At 71.6% G+C, this 24,941-nt stretch carries 27 protein-coding genes; 21 read left to right on the top strand and 6 right to left on the bottom strand.

Annotation, left to right across the window (positions count from 1 at the left end):
- The first annotated feature begins 127 nt into the window (after positions 1-127).
- Genes HII36_RS25115 through HII36_RS25070 form a run of 10 tightly spaced genes read left to right on the top strand, consistent with a single transcriptional unit; the run spans position 128 to position 8,987 of the window.
- On the top strand, positions 128-862 hold the full coding sequence (locus HII36_RS25115; RefSeq protein ID WP_173525691.1) for an enoyl-CoA hydratase/isomerase family protein: 735 nt from the start codon (positions 128-130) through the stop codon (positions 860-862).
- The gene (locus HII36_RS25110) at positions 859-1,671 is read left to right on the top strand and encodes a 3-hydroxyacyl-CoA dehydrogenase family protein (RefSeq protein ID WP_328807872.1); all 813 of its coding nucleotides are present in this window, start codon (positions 859-861) and stop codon (positions 1,669-1,671) included. The genes HII36_RS25115 and HII36_RS25110 overlap by 4 nt, the downstream gene beginning before the upstream one ends.
- The gene (paaA, locus tag HII36_RS25105; RefSeq protein ID WP_173525690.1) at positions 1,662-2,645 is read left to right on the top strand and encodes a 1,2-phenylacetyl-CoA epoxidase subunit PaaA; all 984 of its coding nucleotides are present in this window, start codon (positions 1,662-1,664) and stop codon (positions 2,643-2,645) included. The genes HII36_RS25110 and paaA overlap by 10 nt, the downstream gene beginning before the upstream one ends.
- The gene (paaB, locus tag HII36_RS25100; RefSeq protein ID WP_173525689.1) at positions 2,642-2,917 is read left to right on the top strand and encodes a 1,2-phenylacetyl-CoA epoxidase subunit PaaB; all 276 of its coding nucleotides are present in this window, start codon (positions 2,642-2,644) and stop codon (positions 2,915-2,917) included. Before paaA ends, paaB begins: the two co-directional genes overlap by 4 nt.
- A complete protein-coding gene (paaC, locus tag HII36_RS25095) occupies positions 2,914-3,567 on the top strand; it encodes a 1,2-phenylacetyl-CoA epoxidase subunit PaaC (protein ID WP_173525688.1) in 654 nt (217 codons plus the stop codon). The genes paaB and paaC overlap by 4 nt, the downstream gene beginning before the upstream one ends.
- Entirely contained in the window at positions 3,564-4,031 is a 468-nt protein-coding gene (gene paaD, locus HII36_RS25090) for a 1,2-phenylacetyl-CoA epoxidase subunit PaaD (protein WP_173525687.1), read from the top strand. Before paaC ends, paaD begins: the two co-directional genes overlap by 4 nt.
- A gap of 1 nt (position 4,032) precedes the next feature.
- Positions 4,033-5,043, top strand: coding sequence for a 2Fe-2S iron-sulfur cluster-binding protein (locus HII36_RS25085; RefSeq protein ID WP_328807871.1), 1,011 nt, complete (start codon positions 4,033-4,035; stop codon positions 5,041-5,043).
- Positions 5,044-5,058: 15 nt separating this feature from the next.
- Positions 5,059-6,006, top strand: coding sequence for an MBL fold metallo-hydrolase (locus HII36_RS25080; RefSeq protein ID WP_173525685.1), 948 nt, complete (start codon positions 5,059-5,061; stop codon positions 6,004-6,006).
- Positions 6,003-7,544, top strand: a complete 1,542-nt coding sequence (locus HII36_RS25075; RefSeq protein ID WP_173525684.1) for an FAD-dependent monooxygenase — start codon at positions 6,003-6,005, stop codon at positions 7,542-7,544. Before HII36_RS25080 ends, HII36_RS25075 begins: the two co-directional genes overlap by 4 nt.
- Positions 7,545-7,553: 9 nt before the next feature.
- A complete protein-coding gene (locus HII36_RS25070) occupies positions 7,554-8,987 on the top strand; it encodes an alpha,alpha-trehalose-phosphate synthase (UDP-forming) (protein ID WP_173525683.1) in 1,434 nt (477 codons plus the stop codon).
- Here the strand turns inward: HII36_RS25070 and HII36_RS25065 are convergent.
- Positions 8,920-9,204: a DUF4235 domain-containing protein gene (locus HII36_RS25065; protein ID WP_173525682.1), complete on the bottom strand. Its 285-nt coding sequence runs from the start codon at positions 9,202-9,204 to the stop codon at positions 8,920-8,922. The genes HII36_RS25070 and HII36_RS25065 overlap by 68 nt on opposite strands.
- A 109-nt stretch (positions 9,205-9,313) precedes the next feature.
- Here HII36_RS25065 and valS point away from each other — a divergent pair, with 109 nt between their 5' ends.
- Complete coding sequence (gene valS / locus HII36_RS25060; protein ID WP_173525681.1) at positions 9,314-11,824, top strand: valine--tRNA ligase; 2,511 nt, start codon at positions 9,314-9,316, stop codon at positions 11,822-11,824.
- Here the strand turns inward: valS and HII36_RS25055 are convergent.
- Positions 11,821-12,321 (bottom strand): ArsR/SmtB family transcription factor, encoded by a 501-nt coding sequence (locus tag HII36_RS25055; RefSeq protein WP_173525680.1) that lies wholly within the window; start codon positions 12,319-12,321, stop codon positions 11,821-11,823. The two genes, valS and HII36_RS25055, sit on opposite strands and share 4 nt — an antisense overlap.
- A 65-nt stretch (positions 12,322-12,386) precedes the next feature.
- Here HII36_RS25055 and HII36_RS25050 point away from each other — a divergent pair, with 65 nt between their 5' ends.
- Positions 12,387-13,646, top strand: a complete 1,260-nt coding sequence (locus HII36_RS25050; protein WP_173525679.1) for an MFS transporter — start codon at positions 12,387-12,389, stop codon at positions 13,644-13,646.
- Here HII36_RS25050 and HII36_RS25045 read toward each other — a convergent pair.
- Complete coding sequence (locus tag HII36_RS25045) at positions 13,640-15,793, bottom strand: DUF6351 family protein (protein WP_173525678.1); 2,154 nt, start codon at positions 15,791-15,793, stop codon at positions 13,640-13,642. The two genes, HII36_RS25050 and HII36_RS25045, sit on opposite strands and share 7 nt — an antisense overlap.
- Before the next feature lie 235 nt (positions 15,794-16,028).
- On the opposite strand from HII36_RS25045, the gene HII36_RS25040 reads away from it, so the two are divergent.
- From HII36_RS25040 to HII36_RS25015, 6 genes are all read left to right on the top strand, one after another.
- Positions 16,029-17,252, top strand: coding sequence for an AI-2E family transporter (locus HII36_RS25040; RefSeq protein WP_173525677.1), 1,224 nt, complete (start codon positions 16,029-16,031; stop codon positions 17,250-17,252).
- 11 nt (positions 17,253-17,263) lie between these two features.
- Positions 17,264-17,833 carry a PaaI family thioesterase gene (locus HII36_RS25035; RefSeq protein ID WP_173525676.1) on the top strand — a complete coding sequence of 190 codons (570 nt, stop codon included), beginning with the start codon at positions 17,264-17,266 and terminating at the stop codon, positions 17,831-17,833.
- Complete coding sequence (dut, locus tag HII36_RS25030) at positions 17,830-18,270, top strand: dUTP diphosphatase (protein WP_173525675.1); 441 nt, start codon at positions 17,830-17,832, stop codon at positions 18,268-18,270. Before HII36_RS25035 ends, dut begins: the two co-directional genes overlap by 4 nt.
- A 28-nt stretch (positions 18,271-18,298) precedes the next feature.
- Entirely contained in the window at positions 18,299-18,937 is a 639-nt protein-coding gene (locus HII36_RS25025) for a DUF3710 domain-containing protein (protein ID WP_328807870.1), read from the top strand.
- 209 nt (positions 18,938-19,146) lie between these two features.
- A complete protein-coding gene (locus HII36_RS59485; RefSeq protein ID WP_225289212.1) occupies positions 19,147-19,353 on the top strand; it encodes an OB-fold nucleic acid binding domain-containing protein in 207 nt (68 codons plus the stop codon).
- Between the two features lie 4 nt (positions 19,354-19,357).
- Positions 19,358-20,032, top strand: a complete 675-nt coding sequence (locus tag HII36_RS25015; RefSeq protein WP_328807869.1) for a DUF3159 domain-containing protein — start codon at positions 19,358-19,360, stop codon at positions 20,030-20,032.
- Between the two features lie 65 nt (positions 20,033-20,097).
- Here HII36_RS25015 and HII36_RS25010 read toward each other — a convergent pair whose 3' ends face one another.
- A complete protein-coding gene (locus tag HII36_RS25010) occupies positions 20,098-20,523 on the bottom strand; it encodes a TIGR03668 family PPOX class F420-dependent oxidoreductase (protein WP_173525673.1) in 426 nt (141 codons plus the stop codon).
- A gap of 30 nt (positions 20,524-20,553) precedes the next feature.
- Positions 20,554-22,056: an FAD-dependent oxidoreductase gene (locus HII36_RS25005; RefSeq protein WP_236003845.1), complete on the bottom strand. Its 1,503-nt coding sequence runs from the start codon at positions 22,054-22,056 to the stop codon at positions 20,554-20,556.
- A gap of 197 nt (positions 22,057-22,253) precedes the next feature.
- Between HII36_RS25005 and HII36_RS25000 the strand changes: the two genes are divergently transcribed.
- Positions 22,254-23,030, top strand: coding sequence for an enoyl-CoA hydratase/isomerase family protein (locus HII36_RS25000; protein WP_173525672.1), 777 nt, complete (start codon positions 22,254-22,256; stop codon positions 23,028-23,030).
- A gap of 236 nt (positions 23,031-23,266) precedes the next feature.
- On the opposite strand, the gene HII36_RS24995 is transcribed toward HII36_RS25000, so the two are convergent.
- Entirely contained in the window at positions 23,267-23,794 is a 528-nt protein-coding gene (locus HII36_RS24995) for a CGNR zinc finger domain-containing protein (protein WP_173525671.1), read from the bottom strand.
- A 26-nt stretch (positions 23,795-23,820) separates the two neighbouring features.
- Here HII36_RS24995 and HII36_RS24990 point away from each other — a divergent pair, with 26 nt between their 5' ends.
- Both HII36_RS24990 and HII36_RS24985 read left to right on the top strand, forming a co-directional pair.
- Positions 23,821-24,303, top strand: a complete 483-nt coding sequence (locus HII36_RS24990) for a GNAT family N-acetyltransferase (RefSeq protein WP_173525670.1) — start codon at positions 23,821-23,823, stop codon at positions 24,301-24,303.
- A 34-nt stretch (positions 24,304-24,337) separates the two neighbouring features.
- Complete coding sequence (locus HII36_RS24985; RefSeq protein ID WP_173525669.1) at positions 24,338-24,910, top strand: dienelactone hydrolase family protein; 573 nt, start codon at positions 24,338-24,340, stop codon at positions 24,908-24,910.
- Positions 24,911-24,941 lie beyond the last annotated feature (31 nt).

The following is a 24,941-nucleotide window of genomic DNA, read 5'->3' as shown; positions in this document are numbered from 1 at the left end:
CGCGCGATGGGAACGCCCGCGGCGCGGACGTGGCCGGCCCTACCCCCCAGGGGGCCGGCCACCCCTCGGCCCAGGCGGACGGCCAGGCGGACGGCCAGGCGGACGACCACGCGCGGAAAGGTGACACGTGAGGACGCTGCTGGTTGACGAGCGCGGCGACCGGGTGGTGGTGCGCCTGCACCGGCCCGACGCGCGCAACGCGATCGACGCGGAGATGGTCGGCGAGCTGCACCAGGTGTGCGGCCTGCTGGAAGGCGACCCCAGGCCGCTGCTGCTGACCGGCGGCGACGGCGTGTTCGCGGCCGGGGCCGACATCGGCGAACTGCTGCTGCGCGGCCGCGACGAGGCGCTGCAGGGCATCAACAGCACGCTGTTCGAGCGCATCCGCCGCCTGCCGATGCCGACCGTGGCCGCCGTCGACGGCTACGCGCTCGGCGGCGGCGCGGAACTGGCCTACGCCTGCGACCTGCGCGTGGCCAGCACCAGGGCGGTCTTCGGCAACCCCGAGCCGAACCTGGGCATCATCGCCGGCGCCGGGGCCTGCTGGCGGCTCAAGGAACTGGTCGGCGAGCCGCTGGCCAAGCTGGTGCTGCTGGCCGGGCACCGGATCGACGCGGCCGAGGCGAAGGACTGCCGGCTGGTGTCCGAGGTGTGCGAGCCGGCCGAGCTGGAGGCCCGCGCGCACGCGCTGATCGACCGCATGGCGAAGGCGTCGGCCGCCGCGCTGCGGCTGACCAAGCTGGTGCTCGACGCGCCGCCGCAGGCGCACCCTGCGGTCGATCACCTGGCCCAGGCGGTGTTGTTCGAGGACCCCGAGAAACACGCACGGATGCAGAAATTTCTGGACAAGGGGGCGTCGTGAAGGTGGCCGTCATCGGCGGTGGCCGCATGGGATCCGGCATCGCCCAGGTCTTCCTGTCGCGCGGCGACCAGGTCACCGTCCAGGAGCCCGAGGCCGAGGCGGCCCGTGAGCGCGTCGCCAAGGGGCTGGCGGTCGCCGAGTCCAAAGGCGGCGGCCCCGCGGACGAGGCGCTGAGCAGGCTCACCCTGGGCCGCGTGCCCGCCGACGCCGAGCTGGTGATCGAGGCCGTGCCGGAGGACCCGCGGCTCAAGGTCGAGGTGCTGGCCGCGGCCGAGGCCACCGTCGGCGCCGGGGCCGTGCTGGCCAGCAACACCAGCTCGCTGTCCATCGGGGAGCTGGGCGCCGGGCTGGACCGGCCGGAACGGCTGATCGGCATGCACTTCTTCAACCCGGTCCCGGTGCAGCGGCTGGTCGAGATCATCGTCACCAAGGCCACCGCCGGCGACGTGCTCGACCGGGCCAGGGCGTACGCCGAGCGGATCGGCAAGACCGGCGTCGTCGTGTACGACTCGCCCGGCTTCGCCACCAGCCGCCTGGGCGTGCTGCTCGGCCTGGAGGCGATCCGCATGGTGGAGGAGGGCGTGGCCAGTGCCGACGACATCGACACCGCCATGACGCTCGGCTACGGCTACCCGATGGGCCCGCTCCGGCTGGGCGACCTGGTCGGGCTCGACGTCCGGCTGGCCATCGCCGAATACCTGCACGCCAGGCTGGGCCCCCGATTCGAGCCGCCGGCGCTGCTGCGCGCCAAGGTGGCGGCCGGCGAGCTGGGACGCAAGACGGGAAAGGGTTTCTACGAGTGGCAGTGACGCGCACCTTCCAGGACCTCATCGACGCCGACGAACGCATCGAACCCCGCGACGACATGCCCGACGACTACCGCAAGACCCTGATCAGGCAGATCGCCCAGCACGCCCACTCCGAGATCATCGGCATGCAGCCGGAAGGCGCCTGGATCACCCGCGCCCCCAGCCTCAAGCGCAAGGCCATCCTGCTGGCCAAGGTCCAGGACGAGGCCGGCCACGGCCTCTACCTGTACGGCGCGGCCGAAACGCTGGGCGTCGACAGGGACGAGCTCCTGCACGCCCTGCACGAAGGCCGCCAGCGCTACTCCTCGATCTTCAACTACCCCACCCCCACCTGGGCGGACGTCGGCGCCATCGGCTGGCTGGTCGACGGGGCCGCGATCGTCAACCAGGTGCCGCTGTGCCGCTGCTCCTACGGCCCGTACGCCAGGGCCATGGTGCGCATCTGCAAGGAGGAGAGCTTCCACCAGCGGCAGGGTTACGAGCTGCTGTACGCGCTCGCCCACGGCACCGAGGCCCAGCACCGGATGGCGCAGGAGGCGGTGGATCGGTGGTGGTGGCCGTCGCTGATGATGTTCGGCCCGCCCGACGCCGAGTCCACCCACTCCGCCCGGTCGATGGCCTGGAAGATCAAGCGGCACTCCAACGACGAGCTGCGCCAGCGGTTCATCGACATGGTCGTGCCGCAGGCGGAGATCCTCGGGGTCACGCTGCCCGATCCCGAGCTGCGCTGGAACGTCGGACGCGGGCACCATGACCACGGGGAGATCGACTGGGCGGAGTTCAAACGGGTGTTGTCGGGCGACGGGCCGTGCAACGCCGAGCGCATGGCGCACCGGCGGCGGGCCCACGACGACGGCGCCTGGGTCCGCGAGGCCGCGGCCGCCTACGCCGCGGCCGTCCCCGAGAGCATGCCCGTCCCCGAGACCACGAGCGTTTCCGAGACCACGAGCGTTTCCGAGGGGAGCCGGGCGTGACGCGGCTGTGGGAGGTGTTCGTCCGGCCCAGGCGCGGGCTGTCGCACGTGCACGCGGGCAGCCTGCACGCCCCCGACGCCGAGCTGGCGCTCAGGCACGCCCGCGACCTGTTCACCCGCCGCCAGGAGGGGGTGAGCGTCTGGGTGGTGCCCGCCGACCAGATCACCGCCTCCTCACCGGACGAGAAGGACGCGTTCTTCGACCCGGCCGCCGACAAGCCGTACCGGCACCCGACGTTCTACGAGGTGCCGGAAGGGGTGGAACACCTGTGATCGGCGCGCTGGAGATCGGTGACGACTGCCTGGTGTTGTCCCAGCGGCTGGCCGAATGGGTCACCAGGGCGCCCACGCTGGAGGAGGACATCGCGCTGGCCAACCTGAGCCTCGACCTCCTCGGGCAGGCCAGGTCGCTGCTGTCGCGCGCGGGCGACGAGGACGAGCTGGCCTACCTGCGCGACCCGGCCGGGTTCCGCAACTGCCTGCTGGTCGAGCAGCCGAACGGCGACTTCGCGCACACCGTCGTGCGCCACCTGCTGTACGCCACGTTCCTGCACGCCCTCTACGCCGACCACCCCGAGGACGACGTGGCCGCCAAGGGCGTCAAGGAGCTGGCCTACCACCGCGACTACGCCCGGCTGTGGTCGGTGCGGCTGGGCCGGGGCACCGAGGAGAGCCGCCGGCGCATGACGGCCGCGCTGGAGAGCCTGTGGCCGTACACCGGTGAGCTGTTCGACGACCACCCCGCGCTCCGGGCGCCGTGGGCGGCGTACGTGCACGGGGTCCTGGACGACTCCGGACTCAGCGCGCCGGAAGGCGGGCCGCAGCGGCGCGGCGGGCGCCGGGGCGAGCACGAGGCACACCTCACCGAGCTGCTGGACGAGCTGCAGGCCCTGCACCGCGAGCACGCCGGAGCCACCTGGTGAGCAACCGGGGTGTGGCGGAGATCCGGGCGGTGGCCGCCGCCGTGCCCGATCCCGAGCTGCCCGTGGTCACGCTGGGCGACCTGGGGATCCTGCGCGACGTCCGGCGCACCGGCGACGGCGGGATCGAGGTGGTGATCACGCCGACCTACTCGGGCTGCCCCGCCATGGACGCCATCCGCGACGACCTGCGGCGGGCGCTGCCCGGGGTGTCGGTCGTCACCGTCCTGTCCCCGCCGTGGACGACCGACTGGATCACCGAGGAAGGCCGCAGAAAACTCCGCGAACACGGCATCTCACCCCCAGGCCCGACCGGGGGGCCTGTGGCGCTCACGCTGGCCCCGGCCTGTCCTCGCTGCGGCTCGCTCAGGACGCGGCTGGTCAGCCGCTACGGCTCCACCGCCTGCCAGGCGCACTTCGCCTGTCGTGACTGTCTCGAACCGTTCGACCACGTCAAGGAGATCTAGGGTGAGCCGATTCCAGCCGCTGACCGTCGCGGCCGTGGACCGGCTCACCGACGACGCGGTGGCCGTGACGTTCGCCGAGCGCCTGCCGTTCGTGCAGGGGCAGCATCTCACCGTCCGGGTCCGGCTCGGCGGGCAGGAGGTGCGGCGCAGCTACTCCATCTGCTCCCCGGTGGGCGGCCCGCTGCGCATCGGGGTCAAGCGGCTGGCCGGCGGGGCGTTCAGCGCGTACGCCAACGACCGGCTCAGGCCGGGCGACGTCGTCGAGGCGATGCCGCCGCTCGGCCGGTTCCATACGCCGCTTTATCCGGATAAATCGAGACATCATCTGGCGATCGCCGCCGGCAGCGGCATCACCCCCGTCCTGTCCCTGCTGGCCACCACGCTCGCCCAGGAGCCGCGCAGCAGGTTCTCGCTCGTCTACGGCAACAGGACGGCGGGCGAGGTGATGTTCGCCGAGGAGCTGGCCGACCTGAAGGACCGCTACCGTCACCGGCTCAACCTGCTGCACGTGCTCAGCCGCGAGGAGCAGGAGGCGCCGATCGCCTCGGGCCGCATCGACGTCGCCCGCGTCCTGCCGCTGTTCGGCCCGGCCGACCATTACTACCTGTGCGGCCCGAAGGGCCTGGTGGAGTCGGCCCAGCGGGCGCTCGACGGGGTGGCCCGCGAACGGGTCCACTACGAGCTCTTCTACGCCGGTGAGCCCGCATCGCCCGCCGCGACCGCCGAGCCGGGGGTGGAGGTGTCGCTGAGGTTCCGTCTCGACGGCCGCACCAGCCAGGCCCTGGTCAGGCCGGGCGAGAGCGTGCTGCACGCCGCGCTGCGGGTGCGCACCGACGCCCCGTACGCCTGCCGGGGCGGCGTCTGCGGCACCTGCCGGGTCAGGCTGTCGGCCGGCGAGGTGCGCATGGAGCGGAACTACGCGCTGGAGCCGGAGGAACTGGCCGCCGGGTACGTGCTGGCCTGCCAGAGTCACCCGGCGCCACCCGGGGTAGAGGTCGATTTCGACGCCTGAGCTGGAGGAGGGACGATGACGAAGCCGTTCGCCTCGTCGGCGGATCTCGGCGAGAAACAGCAGACGCTGGAGGTGCTGGCCGACGGCGTGTACGCGCTCACCGCCGAGGGAGACCCCAACGTGGGCGCGATCGAGGGCGAGGACTTCCTGGTCTGCTTCGAGGCCCTGGCCACTCCCACGGCCGCCCGCGCCTGGCTCGGCCGGCTGCGCGAGCACACCGAGAAGCCGATCAGGTACCTGGTCCTGTCGCACTACCACGCGGTCAGGGTGCTGGGCGCGTCGGCGTTCGGGGCCGAGGTGATCGTCGCGCACGAGAAGACCCGCGAGCTGATCGCCGAACGCGGGGCGCAAGACTGGGCCAGCGAGTACGCCAGGATGCCCCGCCTGTTCCAGGACCCCGACTCGATCCCCGGCCTGACCTGGCCCACGGCCACGTTCAGCGACAGGTTCAGCATCGACCTGGGCGGCGGCCGCGGCGAGCTGGTGCTGCAGTACTGCGGGCGCGGCCACACCGAGGGCGACCTGGTGGCCTGGCTGCCGGAGCAGCGGATCATGTTCGCCGGCGACCTGGTCGAGTCGCAGGCCGCCCTGTACACCGGCGACGCCTTCCACCGGGAGTGGTCGTCGGGCACGCTCGACCTGGTGGCCTCGTTCGGCGCGCGGACGCTGGTCGGCGGCAGGGGGGCGGTGGCCAGGGGCGAGGACGGCGTCGAGGCGGCCATCGCGCAGACGCGCGACTTCCTCGCCGTCATGCTGCGCGAGGTCGGCGCGGCGGGCAGCGTCAAGGAGGCGTTCGAGCGCACCCACCGCGCGCTGCACCCCCGCTACGGCTCCTGGCCGATCTTCGAGCACTGCCTGCCGTTCAACGTCTCCAGGCTCTGGGACGAACTGCACGGCGTCGAACGGCCCAGGATCTGGACGGCCGAGCGCGACCGCGAAGTCTGGGACGAACTGCAGTCATGACGGAGGAAGCACAGGTCATCGTCGTCGGCGCGGGCCCGGTCGGCCAGACGGCCGCGTTGCTGCTGGCCCGCTGGGGGATCCGGGTGCTGGTGCTGGACCGGCGGCGCGAGCGCGACTCGGCCGGGTCGAAGTCCATCTGCCAGCAGCGCGACGTGCTCGACGTCTGGTCGGCCGTCGGCGCGGGCCGGGTGGCCGAGGAGGGCCTGACCTGGACCACCGCCCGCACCTACTACCGCGACAAGGAGCTGTTCTCCTGGTCGTTCGAGCGGCAGGGGCCGCTGCCGCCGTTCGTCAACATCTCCCAGACCCGTACCGAGCGGATACTCGACGCGGCGATCGCCGCCCAGCCGCTCATCGAGGTGCGCTGGGACCACGAGGTCACCGGGCTCACCCAGGACGACTCGGGCGTCACGGTCCGCTGCGGGCAGCGGCGGCTGCGCGCGTCCTACGTGCTGGCCTGCGCGGGCGCCCGCGCCCAGGGGATACGCCAGGCGCTCGGCGTCTCCTTCGACGGCGAGACGTTCGAGGACCAGTTCCTGATCTGCGACATCAAGGCCGACCTGCCCGGCTGGGAGCACGAGCGCCGCTTCTACTTCGACCCGGAGTGGAACCCCGGCCGCCAGGTGCTGATCCATCCGTGTCCCGGCGGCACGTTCAGGATCGACTGGCAGATCCCGCCGGACCACCTTCCCTCCGACGACGACGTCTCGCGGAAGATCAGGCAGGTCATCGGCGACCGGCCGTACGAGCTGATCTGGCGCAGCACCTACCGCTTCCACTCCCGCCTGGCCTCCCGGATGCGGGTCGGCCGGGTGCTGCTGGCCGGCGACTGCGCCCATCTGGTGGCCCCGTTCGGCGCGCGCGGGCTGAACTCGGGCGTGCCCGACGCCGAGAACGCGGCGTGGAAGCTGGCGTTCGTGCTCAACGGCTGGGCGCCGGAGGAGCTGCTGGAGACCTACCACGACGAACGGCACGCGGCCGCGCGGGAGAACCTGGAGATCACCGAGGCCACCATGCGCTTCCTGGTGCCCAGGAGCCCGGGGGAGCGGGCCAGGCGGCGGGCGGTGCTGGAGCGCGGCGCGATCGAGGAGGTCGATTCCGGCAGGTTCGCCGAGCCGTTCTGGTACGTCGACTCGCCGCTCACCACGCCCGAGCCGGGGCGGCCGTTCAAGGGCCGGCCGCAGAAGGGCGCGACGTGTGATCCGGCGCCCGGAGTGATCCTGCCCGACGTGCCGCTGCCGTCCGGCAGATTGCGCGAAATCTGCCGAAACGGATTTCTCGTTCTATTGGGTGATATGTGCGATTCGAGTTTGTTTGTGCAGGTCCTGGGCAAGGTCATTAGGGCGCCGCTCGCCGTCCGCGAGCTCGCGGAGATCGATGGGACCGGCACGCTCGCAGCCACTCTCGGAGCGGAGCCGGACGAGGCGTGGCTCATCAGGCCCGATGCCCACATCGCCGCGATCATCCCCGCTGCGGGGCCGGACAGGGTGGCGGCCGCTGTGAGCCGCGCGACGCGGCTCTCTTCGTATAGACCCTAGGAGGACTGCGTGACTGGCCGTAGCTCGTTTTTGATCGTGGCGAACCGCCTGGCGGTGGACCGGACGATCGAGCCTGACGGAACGGCCTCATGGCGCAGGAGCCCCGGCGGCCTGGTCACGGCGATAGCGCCGGTGCTCCAGCGCCGGCACGGTGCCTGGGTCGGCTGGCACGGAGCGGCCGACGAGAGGCTGAAGCCGTTCGAGCACGATGGCATGGAGCTCATCCCGGTGCCGCTGACGGCCGAAGAGGTGGAGCTGTACTACGAGGGTTTCTCCAACGCGACCCTGTGGCCGCTCTACCACGACGTGGTGGCGCCACCGGTGTTCGAACGCGAGATGTGGGAGTGCTACCGCCGGGTCAACGAGCGCTTCGCCGAGGCCGCCGCCGCGGCCGCCGACGACGGCGCGATGGTGTGGGTGCAGGACTATCAGCTCCAGCTCGTGCCCGCCATGTTGCGCAAGCTCAGGCCCGATCTGCGGATCGGGTTCTTCCTGCACATCCCGTTCCCGCCGGTGGAGCTGTTCTGGCGGTTGCCGTGGCGCAAGGACCTGGTCGAAGGGCTGCTCGGGGCCGACCTGGTGGGCTTCCAGCTGCCCGGCGGCGCCTCGAACTTCCGCATGTTGTGCCGCAGGCTGCTCGGCCTGCCGTACAAGGGGAACGAGATCTTCCTCGACGACCGCGTGGTGCGCACGCAGGCGTTCCCGATCTCGGTGGACTTCTCCGCGCTCGACACGCTCGTCCGCGAGCCGCACATCGTGGCCAGGGCCAAGGAGATCAGGGTCGAGCTGGGCGACCCCGAGCACGTGCTGCTCGGCGTCGACAGGCTCGACTACACCAAGGGCATCGGCCAGCGCCTGGAGGCGTTCGGCGAGTTGCTCAAGGACGGCAGCCTGTCACCGGGCGAGGCCGTGTTCGTGCAGATCGCCACGCCCAGCCGGGAACGGGTGGACGAGTACCGGCGGCTGCGCGACGACATCGAACTGCAGGTGGGCCGGATCAACGGCGAGCACGCCTCGCTCGGCTACCAGCCCATCCAGTATTTCCACCAGTCGTACGCCCACGACGAGCTGGCCGCGCTCTACCTGACCGCGGACGTCATGGTCGTCACGCCGCTGCGCGACGGGATGAACCTGGTGGCCAAGGAGTACATCTCGTGCCACCACGACCTGCACGGGGGCCTGGTGCTCAGCGAGTTCGCCGGCGCCGCCGACGAGCTGCGGCAGGCGTACCTGGTCAACCCGTACGACGTGGAGGACGTCAAGCGCCAGATGATGTCGGCGATGCGGGCCACGCCGCACGAGCTGGCCCGGCGCATGCGCACGATGCGCCGCCGGGTCTCGACCTACGACGTGGACCGCTGGGCGAGCGAGTTCCTCACCGCCCTGGAGTCACCTGCTTCACAGCCCGCCACGCGTCGTAGCGCTTCTTGGCGGTCCGGTTGACCACGATCTGCGCCACGGACATGCCCACACCCATGACCACCGCGTAACCGATCGCCTCACCCATGCTGACCTCGGGTGAGTCTGTGTCGACCGGCGGCTCCTTGCCGGTCGCCTTGACCCAGACGAACCCGAGGATCTTGCGTGCCCCCCAGGCGGTCGCCAGGCCGACCAGTCCGCCGATCACCCGCCAGGCGACGTCGGGCTTCTCATCCGCCATCCCGATCTCTCCTTCCCCTATGTAACGAACACTAGTCTCTACCGATTCGAGTGCCCCCGAAGCCGTACCATAAGGAGGCATGACTCAACAGCGACTACGCCATGCGCCCATGCCGGAAAAACCGACTCTCGACGGCTTGGAGCAGGTATGGGTAGCGCGTTGGGAGCAGGAGGGCACCTACCGGTTCGACCGGTCGAAGCCGCGTGAGCAGGTCTACTCGATCGACACGCCGCCGCCGACCGTGTCCGGCTCCCTGCACGTCGGTCACGTCTTCTCCTTCACCCACACCGACATCATGGCCCGCTACCAGCGGATGATCGGCAAGTCGGTCTTCTATCCCATCGGCTGGGACGACAACGGCCTGCCCACCGAGCGGCGGGTGCAGAACGTCTACGGCGTGCGCTGCGACCCGTCGTTGCCTTATGACCCCGACTTCGTTCCACCGGAGAAGCCCGGCAAACGTGAGGTCTCCATTTCGCGGCGGAACTTCGTCGAGCTCTGCCACCGGTTGACCGCCGTCGACGAGCAGGCGTTCGAGGAGGTGTGGCGGCGGGTCGGCCTGTCGGTCGACTGGTCGCTGCTCTACACCACGATCAGCGACGAGTCGCGGGCGGTCTCGCAGCGGGCGTTCCTGCGCAACCTGGGCCGGGGCGAGGCGTACCTGGCCGAGGCCCCGACCTTGTGGGACGTCACGTACCGCACCGCCGTGGCCCAGGCCGAGCTGGAGGACCGGGAGTGGCCCGGCGCCTTCCACAAGATCTCCTTCTACGGCGAGCAGGGCCTGGTCCTGATCGAGACCACCAGGCCCGAGCTGATCCCCGCCTGCGTGGCGCTGGTCGCCCACCCCGACGACGAGCGGTACAAGCCGCTGTTCGGCACGTCGGTGCTGACGCCGCTGTTCGGCGTCGAGGTGCCGGTGCTGGCCCACCACCTGGCCGAACCCGACAAGGGCACCGGCATCGCGATGATCTGCACGTTCGGCGACGTCACCGACGTCACCTGGTGGCGTGAGCTGCACCTGCCCACCCGGCCGGTCATCGGCTGGGACGGCAGGCTGCTGCCCGAGCCGCCCGACGGCGTCGACGCCGAGCCGTACAAGGAGCTGGCCGGCAAGACCGTGCACAGCGCCCGCGAGCGGATCGTGGAGCTGCTGCGCGAGTCCGGCGACCTGGTGGGCGACCCGCGCCCGGTGCAGCGGACGGTGAAGTTCTACGAGCGCGGCGACAAGCCGCTGGAGATCGTCACCACCCGCCAGTGGTACATCCGCAACGGCGGCCGCGACGCCGCGCTGCGCGAGCGGCTGCTGGAGCGCGGGCGCGAGCTCGACTGGCACCCGCCGCACATGCGGGTGCGTTACGACAACTGGGTCGAGGGCCTGAGCGGCGACTGGCTGATCTCGCGCCAGCGCTTCTTCGGCGTGCCGTTCCCCGTCTGGTACCCGCTCGACGAGTCCGGCCAGCCGGTCCACGACGCGCCGATCACGCCGTCAGAAGACCTGCTGCCCGTCGACCCGTCGTCCGACGTGCCCGACGGCTACACCGAGGACCAGCGCGGCAAGCCCGGCGGTTTCGCGGCCGACCCCGACGTGATGGACACCTGGGCCACCTCGTCGCTGACGCCGCAGATCGCCGGCCGGTGGGCCAGCGATGACGATCTCTACCGGCGGGTGTTCCCGGCCGACCTGCGGCCGCAGTCGCACGAGATCATCCGCACCTGGCTGTTCGCCACCGTCGTGCGCTCGCACCTGGAGTTCGGCAGCCTGCCGTGGAGCGACGTGGCCATCTCCGGATGGATCCTCGACCCCGACCGCAAGAAGATGTCCAAGTCCAAGGGCAACGTGGTCACCCCGATGGACCTGCTGGAGCAGCACGGCTCCGACGCGGTCCGCTACTGGGCGGCCAACGGGCGCTACGGCGTCGACACCGCCTTCGACGTGGGGCAGCTCAAGATCGGGCGACGCCTGGCGATCAAGGTGCTCAACGCGTCGAAGTTCGTGCTCGGGCTGGCCGAGAGCGACGACCCTGGGCCGGACCACGTCACCGAGCCGCTCGACCTGGCCATGCTGGCGGCCCTGGCCGACATGACGCGCGAGGCCACCGAGGCGTTCGAGTCCTACGACCACACCAGGGCCGTCGAGGTCATCGAGCGCTTCTTCTGGGCGTTCTGCGACGACTACCTGGAGCTGGTCAAGGCCAGGGCGTACGAATCGGGCCCGGGTGCGGCCTCCGCGCACGCGGCGCTGCGCCGGGCGCTCGACGTGCTGCTGCGGCTGTTCGCGCCGTTCCTGCCGTTCGTGACCGAGGAGGTCTGGTCCTGGTGGCGCGACGGCTCGGTGCACCGGGCCGCCTGGCCGGCGCCCGAGCGCGGCACCGGCGACCCGGCCGTGCTGACCGTCGCCTCCGAGGTGCTGCGCCAGGTGCGCAAGGCCAAGTCCGCGTCGAAGCTGTCGATGCGGGCGGAGGTCTCGCGGCTGACCGTCTCGGGTCCCGAGCTGGAGCTGGTGCGCCAGGCGCAGGACGACCTGTGCGCGGCGGGCAACGTCGAGGAGTTCGTGCTCGACGGCGCCGCCGGCACGCTGACCGTGGCGGTCGAGCTCCAGGACGAGCCGCCCGCGTCCTAGTCGCGTGAGATGTCCCGGTGGACGGCGAGGAACAGCGAATACGCCTCGCCGTCCGCCGACCTCTCGCGGGTGCGGAAGTCCTCAAGCACCTCGTGCAGCCGGGCCAGCAGCTCGGCGCGTTCGGCGTCGTCCAGCCACAGCCCGAGCCTGGTGAAGTCGGTCTGCTTCGCCTCGGCGAGCCTGACCTCCTGCAGGAACGCCTCCAGCATGGCGTCGTGGCTCTCGCCCACGTCGAGCTGCCACGACTTGCCGGTGGCCCGGTAGGGGATCTCGGTGGAGCCGCGCGGGCCGGGCCGGCTCGGCTCGGCGGCCAGGAAGCCGGTGGCCACCAGCTTGCGCACGTGGTGCAGGATCGTGGCCGGGTTCGCGCCGAGGCGTTCGGCGATCTCCTTGTTGGTCAGCGCCCGGTCCAGGCACAGCCGCAGGACGCGCAGCCGGACGGCCGAGGCGAGCGCGCGGGCCTCGGCCTCGGTGGCGGGACGGCGTTGGATCCCCATGCCGGGTCACCATAACGCGTCCACAACCGATTGACTTTTATCAATCGGTACGTGAGCCTCTGCTCGTGAGGATTTCCGCACTGCTGCGCCTGCGTGACTTCAGGCTGCTCTTCCTCGGCGACACCGCCAGCCAGGTCGGCGCCCAGATCCTCATGCTCGCGCTGCCCCTGGCGGCGGTGACGGCGCTGCGGGCCTCGCCGGCCGAGGTCGGCGTGCTGGCCATGTGCCAGACGCTCGCGTTCGTGGTCATCGGGCTGCCCGCGGGCGCCCTGGTCGACCGGCTGAGCAAGCGCGCGGTCATGGTCGTCAGCGATCTCGGCCGGGCGCTCGCGCTGGCCTCCGTCCCCGTCGCCTGGGGGCTGGACGCGCTGACCATGCCCCAGCTGTACGTGGTGGCGGTGCTGCTCGGGGCGTGCACCGTGTTCTTCGACGTGGCCTACCAGAGCTACCTGCCGCACCTGGTGGCCAGGGACGGCCTGGTCGGCGCCAACTCGGCGCTGGAGGTGGTGCGCACGGTGGCCCAGCTCGGCGGGCCCGGCGCGGGCGGATACCTGGTTCAGGTGCTCGGCGCGCCGTTCGCGCTGGCCGCCACCGTGGGCGGATTCGCCTGGTCGGCCCTGTGCCTGGGCCGCATCCGCCGGCCGGAGCCGCGCACTCGTCCGGGCGACCTCGTGGGGCCGGGCAGCGGGCGCGTGCGGCTGGGCAGGGAGATCGGCGAGGGGCTGCGGTTCGTGCTCGGGCACCGGCTGCTGCGCAGGATCGCCGGCTGCACGGCCACCGCGAACCTGTTCTCCGCCATGGCCCAGCCGATGATCCTGCTGCTGCTGGCCAGGGAGCTCGGGCTGGCGCCCGGCACGATCGGGCTGCTCATGGCCGCAGGCGGGCTCGGTGGGCTGGCCGGGGCGTTCGCCGCCGGGCCGCTGGCGCGCCGGATCGGTCAGGGCCCGGCGATCTGGCTGGCCATCGCAGTCCCCGCGCCGCTGCTGTTCCTGCTGCCGTGGGCCGCGGCGGACTGGCGGCTGACGCTGGTGGCGCTGCAGGAGTTCGCGGCCGGGGCCGGCGTGGTCGTCTACAACGTCACTCAGCTCAGCTTCCGCCAGGCCGTCACGCCCGAGCCGCTGCTCGGCAGGATGACCGCCACCATGCGCTTCCTGGTCTGGGGCACGCTGCCGCTGGGCGGGCTGCTCGGCGGGATCCTCGGCGAGGTGATCGGGATCAGGAACGCGCTGCTGGTCGCCGCCTGTGGTGGCTGCCTGGCGTTCCTGTGGGTGTTCACCTCGCCGCTGCGGACCCTGCGCGAGCTGCCCGCGGCTGCCGCTCAGTAGTCGCACACCCCCGTCGGGAAGATCTGCTCCAGCCTGGCCCGCTGCTCGGCCGACGGGCGCCAGGAGCCGTACAGGCCGCGGGCGATCGCCCGGGCGACCGGCTGGAGCCCGCACTGGTACACGCCGCCCGCGATCGGGCCGCCGGCCACCGTGCGCGAGGTGCCGTACAGCGGGAAGCGGGCGGTGCAGGCGCCGGGCGGCCGGTCGTCGAGCACGCCGTCCCACACGTGGGGCCCGGCCGCGATCGGGCCGCCGTCGGTGGCGAAGCACCGGTCCACCGCCTCGGGCGGCCTGTTGCCCGCCACGCCGCGCCACGGCGTCGCGCGGATGTTGGCCATCCAGGCGTCCATCACGCGCAGCGCCTCGGGCGTCTGGTCGAAGCGCGGGCCGTCGGGACGGGCGTCGGTGAACCAGATGACCTGGTTGCCGGCCCGCCCGTCGTGGTCCAGCATCCGCCGCCTGGACGCGAACGACTGGTGCGCGTTGTGCATGTCGAGCTGTTCTTCCAGGTAGTGCCGCCAGTCGATGATCGGCAGGTCGATGTCGCCGGTGAACACCAGGCCGCTGCGCATGACGTTCCTGACCGCGACGGGGTCGGCCGTGCGGCGCGGCGCCGGGTCACCCAGGCGCGCGTTGCGCGCGCTCCACGGGTCGAGGTCGCCCGGGCAGGCGGACGGGACGAACGGGCAGCCCTCCCGCACCATGTCCTTCGCCTCCTTCCAGGAGCCCGCCTTGGCGTTGACGTCCAGGAACTCGGCCGGCGTGATGACACCCTTCACCAGCGACGCCAGCCCGTACTGGACGCCCTCGTTGCCCCAGGTGGAGCGGGCGTAGCCGGATTCGTCCACGCCGTAGACCTTGCGCAGGTCGTCCCAGTGCGTCCACTGCACGGTGTCCTTGACGCCCGGCGGGTCCATGCGCTGCCACTCCGGGTCGTTGTTGGACGTCCACAGCGGGTTCATCGACAGCGGCGTCAGCCCGCGCCAGCCGTTCACGCACTCGGTGGAGCCCGGCTTGCCGGTGTAGCGGTTGAACACGGTGTCACTGGCGTTCATGCCGATCAGCGCGGTTCTCTCGTCCCAGCGGGCCCAGCGCGGATCGTGGTCCATGTGACGTTCGAGCAGCTCGCAGTCGCCGACGTGGATGGTCTGGGTGACCATGTCCGGATAGGAGTACTGGGGGATGGCCGCGTCGATGACCCGCGTGCCCAGGTTCTGGCCGTAGATGTACTGCTGGATCGCGCCGCCGGAGGCGCCCACGCCGACCGTGTACAGCGGCACGCCGTGGCGTTCGATGAACCGCTCCTTGACCATGAGCGCCGTCTCGCCGCCCAGGATCAGGTTGTAGTGGGTGGAGGTGCGGGTGCCCGACGAGTACAGCACCGCGTAGCCCTGGCCCAGCCCGTTCGGGTCGAGCGCGCCGCCGCCCAGCGTGCCCTGGTCGTGGCCGATCGCCACGCCGCCGTCGAACCGGTAGAGCGCCCGGCCGGTGTAGCCCTGCTCCAGCACGGCGATCGAGTAGAGGAAGCGGTTGATCACGCCGCGCTCTCGCCTGACCACGAAGTCGACCGTGCGGCCGTCGGGCAGCGTGGTCGTGGCCAGGTCCGCCGGCCGCTCGGCGGGCATCGGCTTGAACGTGCCGTCGGTGGACCGGTAGAGCCGGTCCGTCACCGCCGGGGCGAAGCAGTCCCTGCTCCAGCCGCCCTCGACCCGGTAGCCCTGGCCGTCCTGGTTGTCCACCACGGGCGGGCCCAGCCCGGCGCGCTCGGTCTTGCACAGGAACGGGTACTGGTGCGCGCCCGAGAAGATCGGGCCCTGGACCGGGTGGTTGCGCAGCCGCAGCGTCCTGCGGTGCGGCCAGGCGACCGCCTGGATCGTGTTGTCGCCGTCACGCAGGCCGGTCACCAGCCCGGTACGGGTGCGTCCGCCGGGGTCGGGCGCGAAGACGGCGGTGACGTCCTCGCCGTTGCGTGTCACCGTGAGCCTGGCGGCGTGGTCCGCCCGGACCCTGATCAGCGCGTCGCCGCCGCTGACCTGGTCGGGACGGCTGGAGAGCACCTCGAGCGCCAGGCCTGCGCGTGAGGCGGACGCGGGAGCGGGCGCCGCGATGAGGCTCGCGAGCATGATGAGGACCGCCACAGCCTTCATGACGACGACGGTGACACGCGGCGGGGACCTTGCCCAGACCCGATCTTCCGCCGCCGCCACGTTTCCCGGGTCCGGGCTGCCGCGCGTCCGGGGTTCGGATCGCGGCGCTTCCGGTGTCCGGATCGTGGTGTTTGCGGTGTCCGGATCGCGGCGTTTCACGGCGGGCGTACTCGCGGCCGAAGGCCGAACGTTTATCGGCGCGCATCCGGGCTCCGGACGTGCCAGGCTTTACTACGTGCTGACCGACCGCCCCACCAAGCTCGTGCCGCCCGTGCTGGCCAAGATGGCCGCATGGTGCGTGTGCCTGATCCTCGTCGGCGTGGTCGTCTACTTCTTCGTCCAGGTGATCGCCAGGCTCACCTTCGTGGCGTTGCCCGTGGCGATCGCGCTGCTGCTGACCGCGCTGCTGTTCCCGCTGACCAACAGGCTGCGCCGGGCCGGCATGCGCCCGATCTACGCCACCTGGATCACCATGCTGGTCGCCCTGACCGTGATCGTGGGCACCGGGTGGCTGGTCGGCGTCCGGGCGTCCGAGGAGTTCCCCAACCTGGTCGACCAGGTGAAGTCCACCGCGGAAGACGTCCAGAACTGGTTGATCACCGGGCCGCTGCACCTCAAGGAAGCCCAGATCACCGGCTACGTCAACGAGCTGGCCAACATGGTCAACACCCAGCGCAACGCGATCACCGGTACCGTGCTGACGGCCGGCGCCGTGGCCGTCGAGGTGCTGGCCTCCATCGTGCTGCTGCTGTTCGTGACGTTCTTCCTGCTCAAAGACGGCGACCGGATCTGGTCCTGGTTCCTCAAGGGGTTCGGCGACGTCGCGCCCAGGGTCGACAGGGCCGGGCGGGCCGCGTGGACCACGTTGTCCCACTACGTCCAGGGGACCGTCGCGGTGGCCGCCGTGCACGGGGTGATCATGGGCATCGTGCTGGCCGGCATGGGCGTGCCACTGTGGGCGCCGCTGGCGGTGCTGATCTTCTTCGCCAGCTTCATCCCGATCGTCGGCATCTTCTTCGCCGGCACCGTCGCCACCCTGGTCACGCTGGGCGCGCGGGGCCTGGTCTACGCGCTGATCTTCCTCGGCATCCTCGTCGTGGAGCAGCAGCTGGAGAACCACGTGCTGCAGCCGCTGATCGTGGGGCGGGCGCTCAACTTCCACCCGCTGGCGATCATCCTGGTGCTGGCCATCGGCGGCATCCTGGCCGGAATCGCGGGCGCGGCCGTCGCCGTCCCGGTGGCGGCGGTGATCTACCGGGCGCTGCCCGAGCTCAGGCACAAACCGCCCGCCCTGCCACCGCCCGCCGACGACCAGCCCCCCGCAGAAGAGCCGGGGCCGCCGTCCGATGAGGCCCCGGAGGCTCTGGAAGCGCGCGAGGACCGGAACGAACGGGAGGAACCCGCGCCCGCCGGCGCGGGAAAGAGCGTCGAGGACGGACGTCGGCCCGATACCGAGTAACCTCGTCACCCGTGACTCGTTCCTCCCTGACCACCCCGCCGCCGGGGGCCGACCAGCCCAAGGCGCACCTCAACGCGCCCCCGCCGGGCAGCGCGCTTGGCTCCCACTACAGCCGCTGCTTCGGCTGCGGCGCCGACCACCCGACCGGCCTGCACCTCAACGCCGTCACCCCCGACGGCACCACGGTCGAGGCGCGGTTCACGGTCGGCGAGTCTCACCAGGGGGCGCCGGGTCTGGCGCACGGCGGCGTGCTGGCGGCCGCGATGGACGAGGTCATCGGAATGTCCGTCTGGCTGTTCCACAAGCCGTATGTGACAGGACGCCTGGAGACCGACTACCTTCTCCCCGTTCCCGTGGGCACGACACTCCACCTGCGTGCCTGGTGCAACGGGATCTCGGGCAGGAAGGCGTACCTTGAGGCAGAGGGGCGTGTAGACGCCCCCGACGGCCCGGTCGCCGTGCGCGCGGCGGCGTTGTTCATCGAGGTGAACATGGAGCACTTCGCCCAGCACGGCGATCTGGCCGCCATAGCCGCAGAGCACCAGGACCGCGTACCCCACGACTACGAGGTGAACCCTTGAGCGACGTCGAGGTCCTCATCCACCGGCTCGACGCCGGGCTGCCGCTGCCGTCCTACGCCCACCCGGGCGACGCCGGCGCAGACCTGTACGCGGCCGAGGACGTCGAGCTGCAGCCGGGCGAGCGAGCCGTGATCGGCACCGGCGTGGCGATCGCGCTGCCCGACGGCTTCGCCGCGTTCGTGCACCCGCGCTCCGGCCTGGCCGCCAAGCACGGCGTGACGCTGGTCAACGCCCCAGGCACGGTCGACGCCGGCTACCGGGGCGAGATCAGGGTGACGCTGATCAACACCGACGCCAAGGAGCCCTTCCGCCTCCAGCGGGGCGACCGGGTGGCGCAGCTGGTGATCCAGCGGGTCGAGCGGGCCGCCTTCTACGAGGTCGAACGCCTGCCCGGCTCGGCGCGCGGCGCCAACGGGTTCGGATCTACCGGACGCTGAGCACAACCAACCAGGGAGAGTGAGGAAAGTGTTCCGACGTCGACGTCGTGAGCAGCCGGAGCCGGTGGCCGAGCAGGAGCCTGCCGCCCCCACGCGCGAGTCCGGCCCGTGGGACGCCGACGAGCCCCACCCCGAGACGGACCGGATCGACCTCGGGGGGCTGCGCCTGCCGCACAACCCCGACTTCGACCTGCGCCTGGCCTCGGTGGGGGATCAGCACGTCGGCGTGGTCGCCCTGTACGAGGAGAGCTCGCTCCAGCTCCAGGCCCTGGCCGCGCCGCGGTCCACGGGCCTGTGGGACGAGGTCAAGACGAAGATCCTCGCGCAGGCCCCCACGCTGAAGGAGCAGGAGGGGCCGTTCGGCGTGGAGCTGGCCGGCGAGATCAACACCGACGGCACCAACCGTCCCGCCCGCTACCTCGGCATCGACGGCCCGCGCTGGTTCCTGCTGGCCGTCATCACCGGGCGCGGGGCGCTCGACGAGTCGGTCGCCACGGCCTACCTCGACTTCATCAAGGACGTCGTGGTCGTGCGCGGCGACGAGCCGATGGCCCGGGAAGAGTCGATTCCGCTGCGCCGTCCCAACGAGCAGCCGGCGGGCCCGGCGAGCGAGGGTCCCGGACTCAACCCGTTCAAACGAGGACCGGAAATCAGCGAGATACGCTGACGAACTCTCATCACATAGGCTGATTCATCATGAGTACGGCAGAGCCTCCGAAACGCGGGGGATTGCGAGGGTTCTTCAGTCGGCTGGCCACCACCCAGTCCGAGATGGAGGCCCAGGAGCTGCGCGAAGACGCCGACGAGGTCGGCGCCACCCCCATCGCGTCGTGTGGCGGTCGCCGGCGGTTCTGCGTAGCGGGTACGCTACGTACGGTGACGCTGCGTCCGAGGGGCGGCGCCCCCGCGCTCGAAGCCGAGCTCTACGACGGGTCAGACGTGATCGACCTGGTGTGGCTCGGCCGCCGCAAGATCGCCGGCATCGAGCCCGGCCGCACTGTCAAGGCCGAGGGCCTGGTCAGCATGCAGGACGGGCGCAAGGTGATGTTCAATCCGCGTTACGAGCTGCGCCCAGGGAGTTGATCAGGTGAGTGCTAAGGCGGAAGAAGCCGCCCACGACACCGTCGAGGCGGCCGTGCGAGCCCAGCTCGCCAAGGCCTTCGGCGGCGTGCGCGGGATGATCGAGGCGGCGGTGCCCACGGCAGCCTTCACGCTCTCCTGGATCACCACCCAGAACATGAAGACGTCGCTGATCATCAGCATCTCGCTGTCGGCGGTGCTGCTGCTGGTCAGGATCGTCCAGCGGTCGACGCCGCAGTTCGTGATCAACAGCCTCATCGGCATCGGCATCGGCTGGTTCTTCGCCAGCCGGACCGGCGACGCCAAAGACTACTTCCTGCCGGGCATACTGTGGAACGGCGGCTACGCGGTCGCGATGCTCATCTCGATCGTCTCCAGATGGCCGATCGTGGGCTTCATCATCGGCTCGGTGACCAACGCCAACGACCCGCTGGCCTGGCACAAAGACCCGGGCATCGTGCGGCTGTGCACCAAGCTCACCTGGCTGCTGATGATCCCGTGCGTGGTGCGGGTGGCGGTGCAGCTGCCGGTGTGGCTGTTCGGCGGCGGTGACGAGGCGGTGGCGGCGCTGGGCTTCGCCAAGATCGTCATGGGCTGGCCGCTGCAGGTCGCGGCCCTGGGCGGCATGCTCTGGCTGCTCGGCCGCGGCCGCACCCCGATCAAACCGGTCGCCCCGGCCTGACCCCGCACGGCCGTCTCGGCCCGTGTCCGTTCGGTCGGCCCGGCCCCGAACCGCATGCCGCATGGTTACGGCGGCGGGGCGGGGCGGGCGGACCAGCCTGACCAGCGGCTGATTGTGGTGACGACCACGGGCCCGCCCGGCGCCTGCGCCTGATACTGCGGATACTTGCCCACCAGGGCGGCCACGGCCGCCTCCCGCGCGGAGCCGTCCTGGTGGATCCTGGCGACGCCGTCGGCGCGGGCCCACCACAGCCGGTCCCAGTCCTCGTCGTAGTGATCGACGAGGAAGCCGACCCGCGGGTTCTCGCGGATGTTACGCAGCCTGCGCAGGTCGGTCGTCCGCTTGGGCTTGTGGTCGACCGCGAACACGACCACGTCGCCCGTCACGGCGAAGGTCACGGGCACCACGTGCGGCATCCCGTCCGCGCCGGCCGTGGCCAGATGCGCGACCCTGGCCGCGCCGAACCGCGCCCGGGCCTCGTCCGCGTCCATCCAGATCCTCGCTCTCTCCCGGCTTGTCGATCAGCGTTCCCCATGTGCGCCCGCCGACGCCACCCGGGCCGCGCTGCTCAGCGCGACGTCCGGGTCGACGATCAGGCCGAGCGCCACGGGCGCGCCGCCGGCGATGAGACGGCGGCCCTGGGTCACGTCGCGCGGCCGGTCGACGGCCAGGACGGCACGCAGCCGATCATCGCTCAGCCACAGCGCCGTCCAGGCGGACGCGCCGGGGTCGCCGCGGAACACCAGGCGGTCCGCCGCCGAGTGATGACCAACGTACTGCACCATCCGCCCGAACTGCTCCGACCAGATGTACGGCACCGGGTCGTAGACCGCCTCCTGGCCCAGCAGCGCCGCGGCGGCGACGTCGGGGGCGTTCAGCGCGGTGTCCCAGTGCTCGGCCGACAACCGGCGGCCGTACCGCGCCGACCACCAGGCGGCGCAATCGCCCACGGCCACCACCTCCGGCCGTGACGTGCGCAGCGAGCCGTCCACGACGACCCCCGCCCCGACCTCGATGCCGGAACCCGCCAGCCAGCCGACCTCGGGTCGCACGCCGACGCCGGTCACCACCACGTCGGCGGCCAGGAAGTCCCCGTCGGCCAGCCGCACGCCGCCGGGATCGACCGAGGCCACCTTCGTCCCGGTACGCAGCTCGACGCCCAGCTCCTCGTACCAGCCGACGATCAGCCCGCCGATCTCCGGGCCGAGCACGGCGGCCAGCGGCAGGTCCGCGGCCTCCACGACGGTGACCAGGCAGCCCTTGCCCGCGGCCGCGGTCGCCACCTCGGCCCCGATCCAGCCGGCGCCCACGATCACCGCTCGCGCGCCGGGGGTCAGCGCGTCGCGCACGCCGCCTAACAGCACGCCGACCCGCGGGGGGATCGGGAACGCGACGGCGCCGTCGCGGCTCTCCCGCACCGTGATCACCAGCGGATGCCCGTCGCCGGGCTGGGGATGCAGGTCGTCGGTGGTCAACGCGGCCAGCGCCGCCACGGACGCGCCGGTCGACTCCAGCAGCGCGACCGCCAGCGCCTCCGCCGTCCGTCCGGTCTCGGCCAGCCGTGCGACCCCGGCACGCAGCAGCCGACGTTCCGTCCTGGTCAGCGGGGACGCGCCGTTCACCGGATGCGGCGACCGGGTCGCGCCGTGCCGCCAGGCGAAGGCGTAGAAGGAGGCCAGCCTGGCGCGCCGGCCGGCCACCGTCGAGGGGGCCAGCGGACGTCCGGGCGTGCGAAGCCCGGTGGTGAGCGCGGCGTAGCAGTAGGCGTCGAGATGGGCGCCGCTGGCCGCGAGCGGTTCGAGCCCCGGCTCGGTCTCACCCAGCCAGCGCAGGTACGAGGCCAGATCGCGCAGGCAGGACCGGCGTCCCGACATCGAGGTCTTCTCGCTCAGCCAGGCTACGACCACCCGCCTGGCCGGCGGATCGAGCTCGTCGACGACGGCGACGTCGGCGGCGGGGACCTGGCCCCCGTCGCCCTGGCGCACGCGCGGACGCAGCCCGTCGAGCTGCCCGACGCTGGTCATCTCCCGACCGTCCGCGTGCTTCACGGGACGCCCATGCCGGCCGACGCGCGGGAGTGCCGCCCGCGTCGGCCCGCCCCTGACAGACCCATCATGAGCTAGATCATCTCATGGGTGCGACGCGGTCACCCCTCGCCGCGATCCGCCGGGCCCCGCGCCCGCCCGTTAGGTTGGACGCACGCGAGGGACGGAGGAGCGCCGTGATCGAGGTCGACATGGCGGACGGCATCGCGGCCGTACGCCTGGCCCACGGCAAGGTCAACGCCCTGGACCTGGAACTGTGCCGGGCGATCGAACGCACGATGCGCGACCTGGACGACCGGGACCACCCCGCCACGGCGGTCGTGCTGACCGGAACCGGACACACGTTCTCGGCCGGCGTCGATCTCAAGCGTGTCATCGACGGCGGCGCCGCATACGTGACGGAGTTCCTGCCCGCGCTCAGCGGCGCCTTCCGTGCCGTCTTCGACCTCGGCAAACCGGTGGTCGCGGCGATCAACGGGCACGCGATCGCCGGCGGCTGCGTCCTGGCCGCCGCCTGCGACCACCGGATCATGGCCGCGGGAACCAGTCGGATCGGCGTACCGGAACTCCGGGTCGGCGTGCCGTTCCCGGCCGCGGCGCTGGAGATCATGCTGTTCGCGCTGGGCCCGGTCGCCGCCCGCCGCGCCATCTTCGACGGCACCAACCACGAGCCGTCCGCGGCCCTGGCCCAGGGCCTGGTCGACGAGCTGATCGCCCCGGACGCACTCCCGGCCCGCGCCGCAGCGGCCGCCCGAGACCTGGCCACCGGCATCCCCGCCGACACCTTCCGCCACACCAAGGCGCAGCTCAGGCACGAGACGAACGACCGACTCGACCGTCTCGCCCGGGACACCGAACCGGCCACCGCCGAGTTGTGGACCACGGCGGCGTCCGACGGCCGCATCCAGGCCTTCATGAACCGCATGATCAGAGCAGCGACAGACAAGCCCTGACCGCCCACCACCCGGACCCGCGCAGCCGGATACGAGCGCCACCACTGAGGACCCGCACTACAGCGAACCCACACGACCGGGAACTCCCACACCGGCGGGAGCCCCCACTGCTAGGAAGCCCACCACCGACAGGAGACCCGCCACCACCGGAAGACCAGCTACCACCAGCAGAGCCGCCACCGACAGGAGACCTGCCAGCACCAGCAGACCCACCACCAGCGGCAGACCTGCCCCGATCAGGGGAGCCGCGCCACCCGGCTCCTGTGCCTGCGAACCGCGTCCCGATTCGCACACCGCTGCCCGCAGTACCGCTGCCGCCCCGTCCGCGACGTATCAGCGAAGATCACAGCACACTCGATCACAGCACATCGCCTGAGCCGATGCATCCCCCGTCCCGCCAGATGCAACGCGGTGCCGACGGAGATCAGCGAGAACAACAGCGAGCCGAGCGGCTGGTGATCGTCGCGGTAGTGCAGATGCCAGCCGCTGTCCGCGTGATCGGTCAGCCGAGGATAGGCCGCGGCCGCCGCCAGCATCCGGTTCACCAGGTCGGCACGCTCGCGCTCGTCGACGGCGTCGACCACCTTCTCCCACGCGTCCAGCACGGCCCCGGTGCGCTCCAGATCGTCACGAGTGACCGGGCGCTCCAGGACGAGCCCGGCGGCACGGCAACGCTCGGCGAGTTCCACCGGGTCGGCCGGACGCCGGTTGGCCAGATCCGCGGCCAGCTTGACGGCATCCTCGCCGTAAGGGTTGAGATGCATAAGACCATTACAGCATGCTGGCGGGCATGACTCACCCCATCGATGTGCGCCCGGCGTTGCCGGAGGACGTCGCGGAGCTCGTCCGCCTGCGCGCCCTGCTGTTCGAGACCCTCGGCGGCGACTTCTTCAACCCCGAGTCCGCCGGCGACGACTGGCGCTCCGCCCTCGCCACCGTGCTGAAGGAGAAGCTGACCCAGGACGACAACACGCGCATCCTCGTCGTCCCCGGCCACGACGGCCTGGCCGCCTGCGGCATCGGCACCATCGAGCAGTGGTTCCCCGGACCGCACTCGCGCAACGGCCGGATCGGGCACGTGATCGGCGTGGTCACCGACCCGGCGTACCGCCGCCGCGGCTACAGCCGGGCGATCATGCGCGGCCTGCTCGACTGGTTCGCCGAACGCGACGCCGTCCGCGTCGACCTCTACGCCTCCCACCAGGCCGAACCCCTCTACCGCGACCTCGGCTTCACCGACCACCCCGACCCCGCGCTGTGCCTACGCCTGTGAGAGCCCGCCGCCCGCCGCTGGCTAAGCTGCGCACATGGCCAGAATTCTGCTCCTGCACTCGATGTACGGTCTGCGGCCCGCCGTCCACCAGGCCGCCGACAGGTTGCGGACGGCCGGCCACGAGGTACACGTCCCCGACCTGTACGACGGCCGGGTCGTCGACAACCCGGAAGACGGCATCGCGATCAAGGAGGAGATCGGCCGGGACGAACTCCTGAAACGAGCCGTGGCCGCGGCCGCCCCGCTGTCGTTCGACGGCCTGGTCTACGTGGGCTTCTCCCTGGGCGCGGCACTCGCCCAGAACCTCGCCCTGGGCGACGAACGCTCACGCGGCCTGCTCCTGATGCACGGCACCTCTGACATGGCCGACGGCGTCGCCGCCGACGACCTGCCGGTACAACTGCACGTCGCCGAACCCGACACCTACGAGCCCGTCGACTGGCTGAACGCCTGGTACATCCAGATGCGCCGGGCCAGGGCCGACGTCGAGGTCTTCCACTACCCGGGCGCCGGCCACCTGTTCACCGACCCCGACCTGCCCGACTACGACGCCGAAGCCGCCGAACGCGCCTGGTCGATCGCCCTCGACTTCCTCACCGACCTATAACCCACCGCACCACCCTTGCCCCCTGTCTCTT

The sequence above is a fragment of the Nonomuraea antri genome (assembly GCF_013283785.1).
Classification (GTDB): Bacteria; Actinomycetota; Actinomycetes; order Streptosporangiales; family Streptosporangiaceae; genus Nonomuraea; species Nonomuraea antri.
This window is presented reverse-complemented; position numbering and strand designations above follow the sequence as displayed.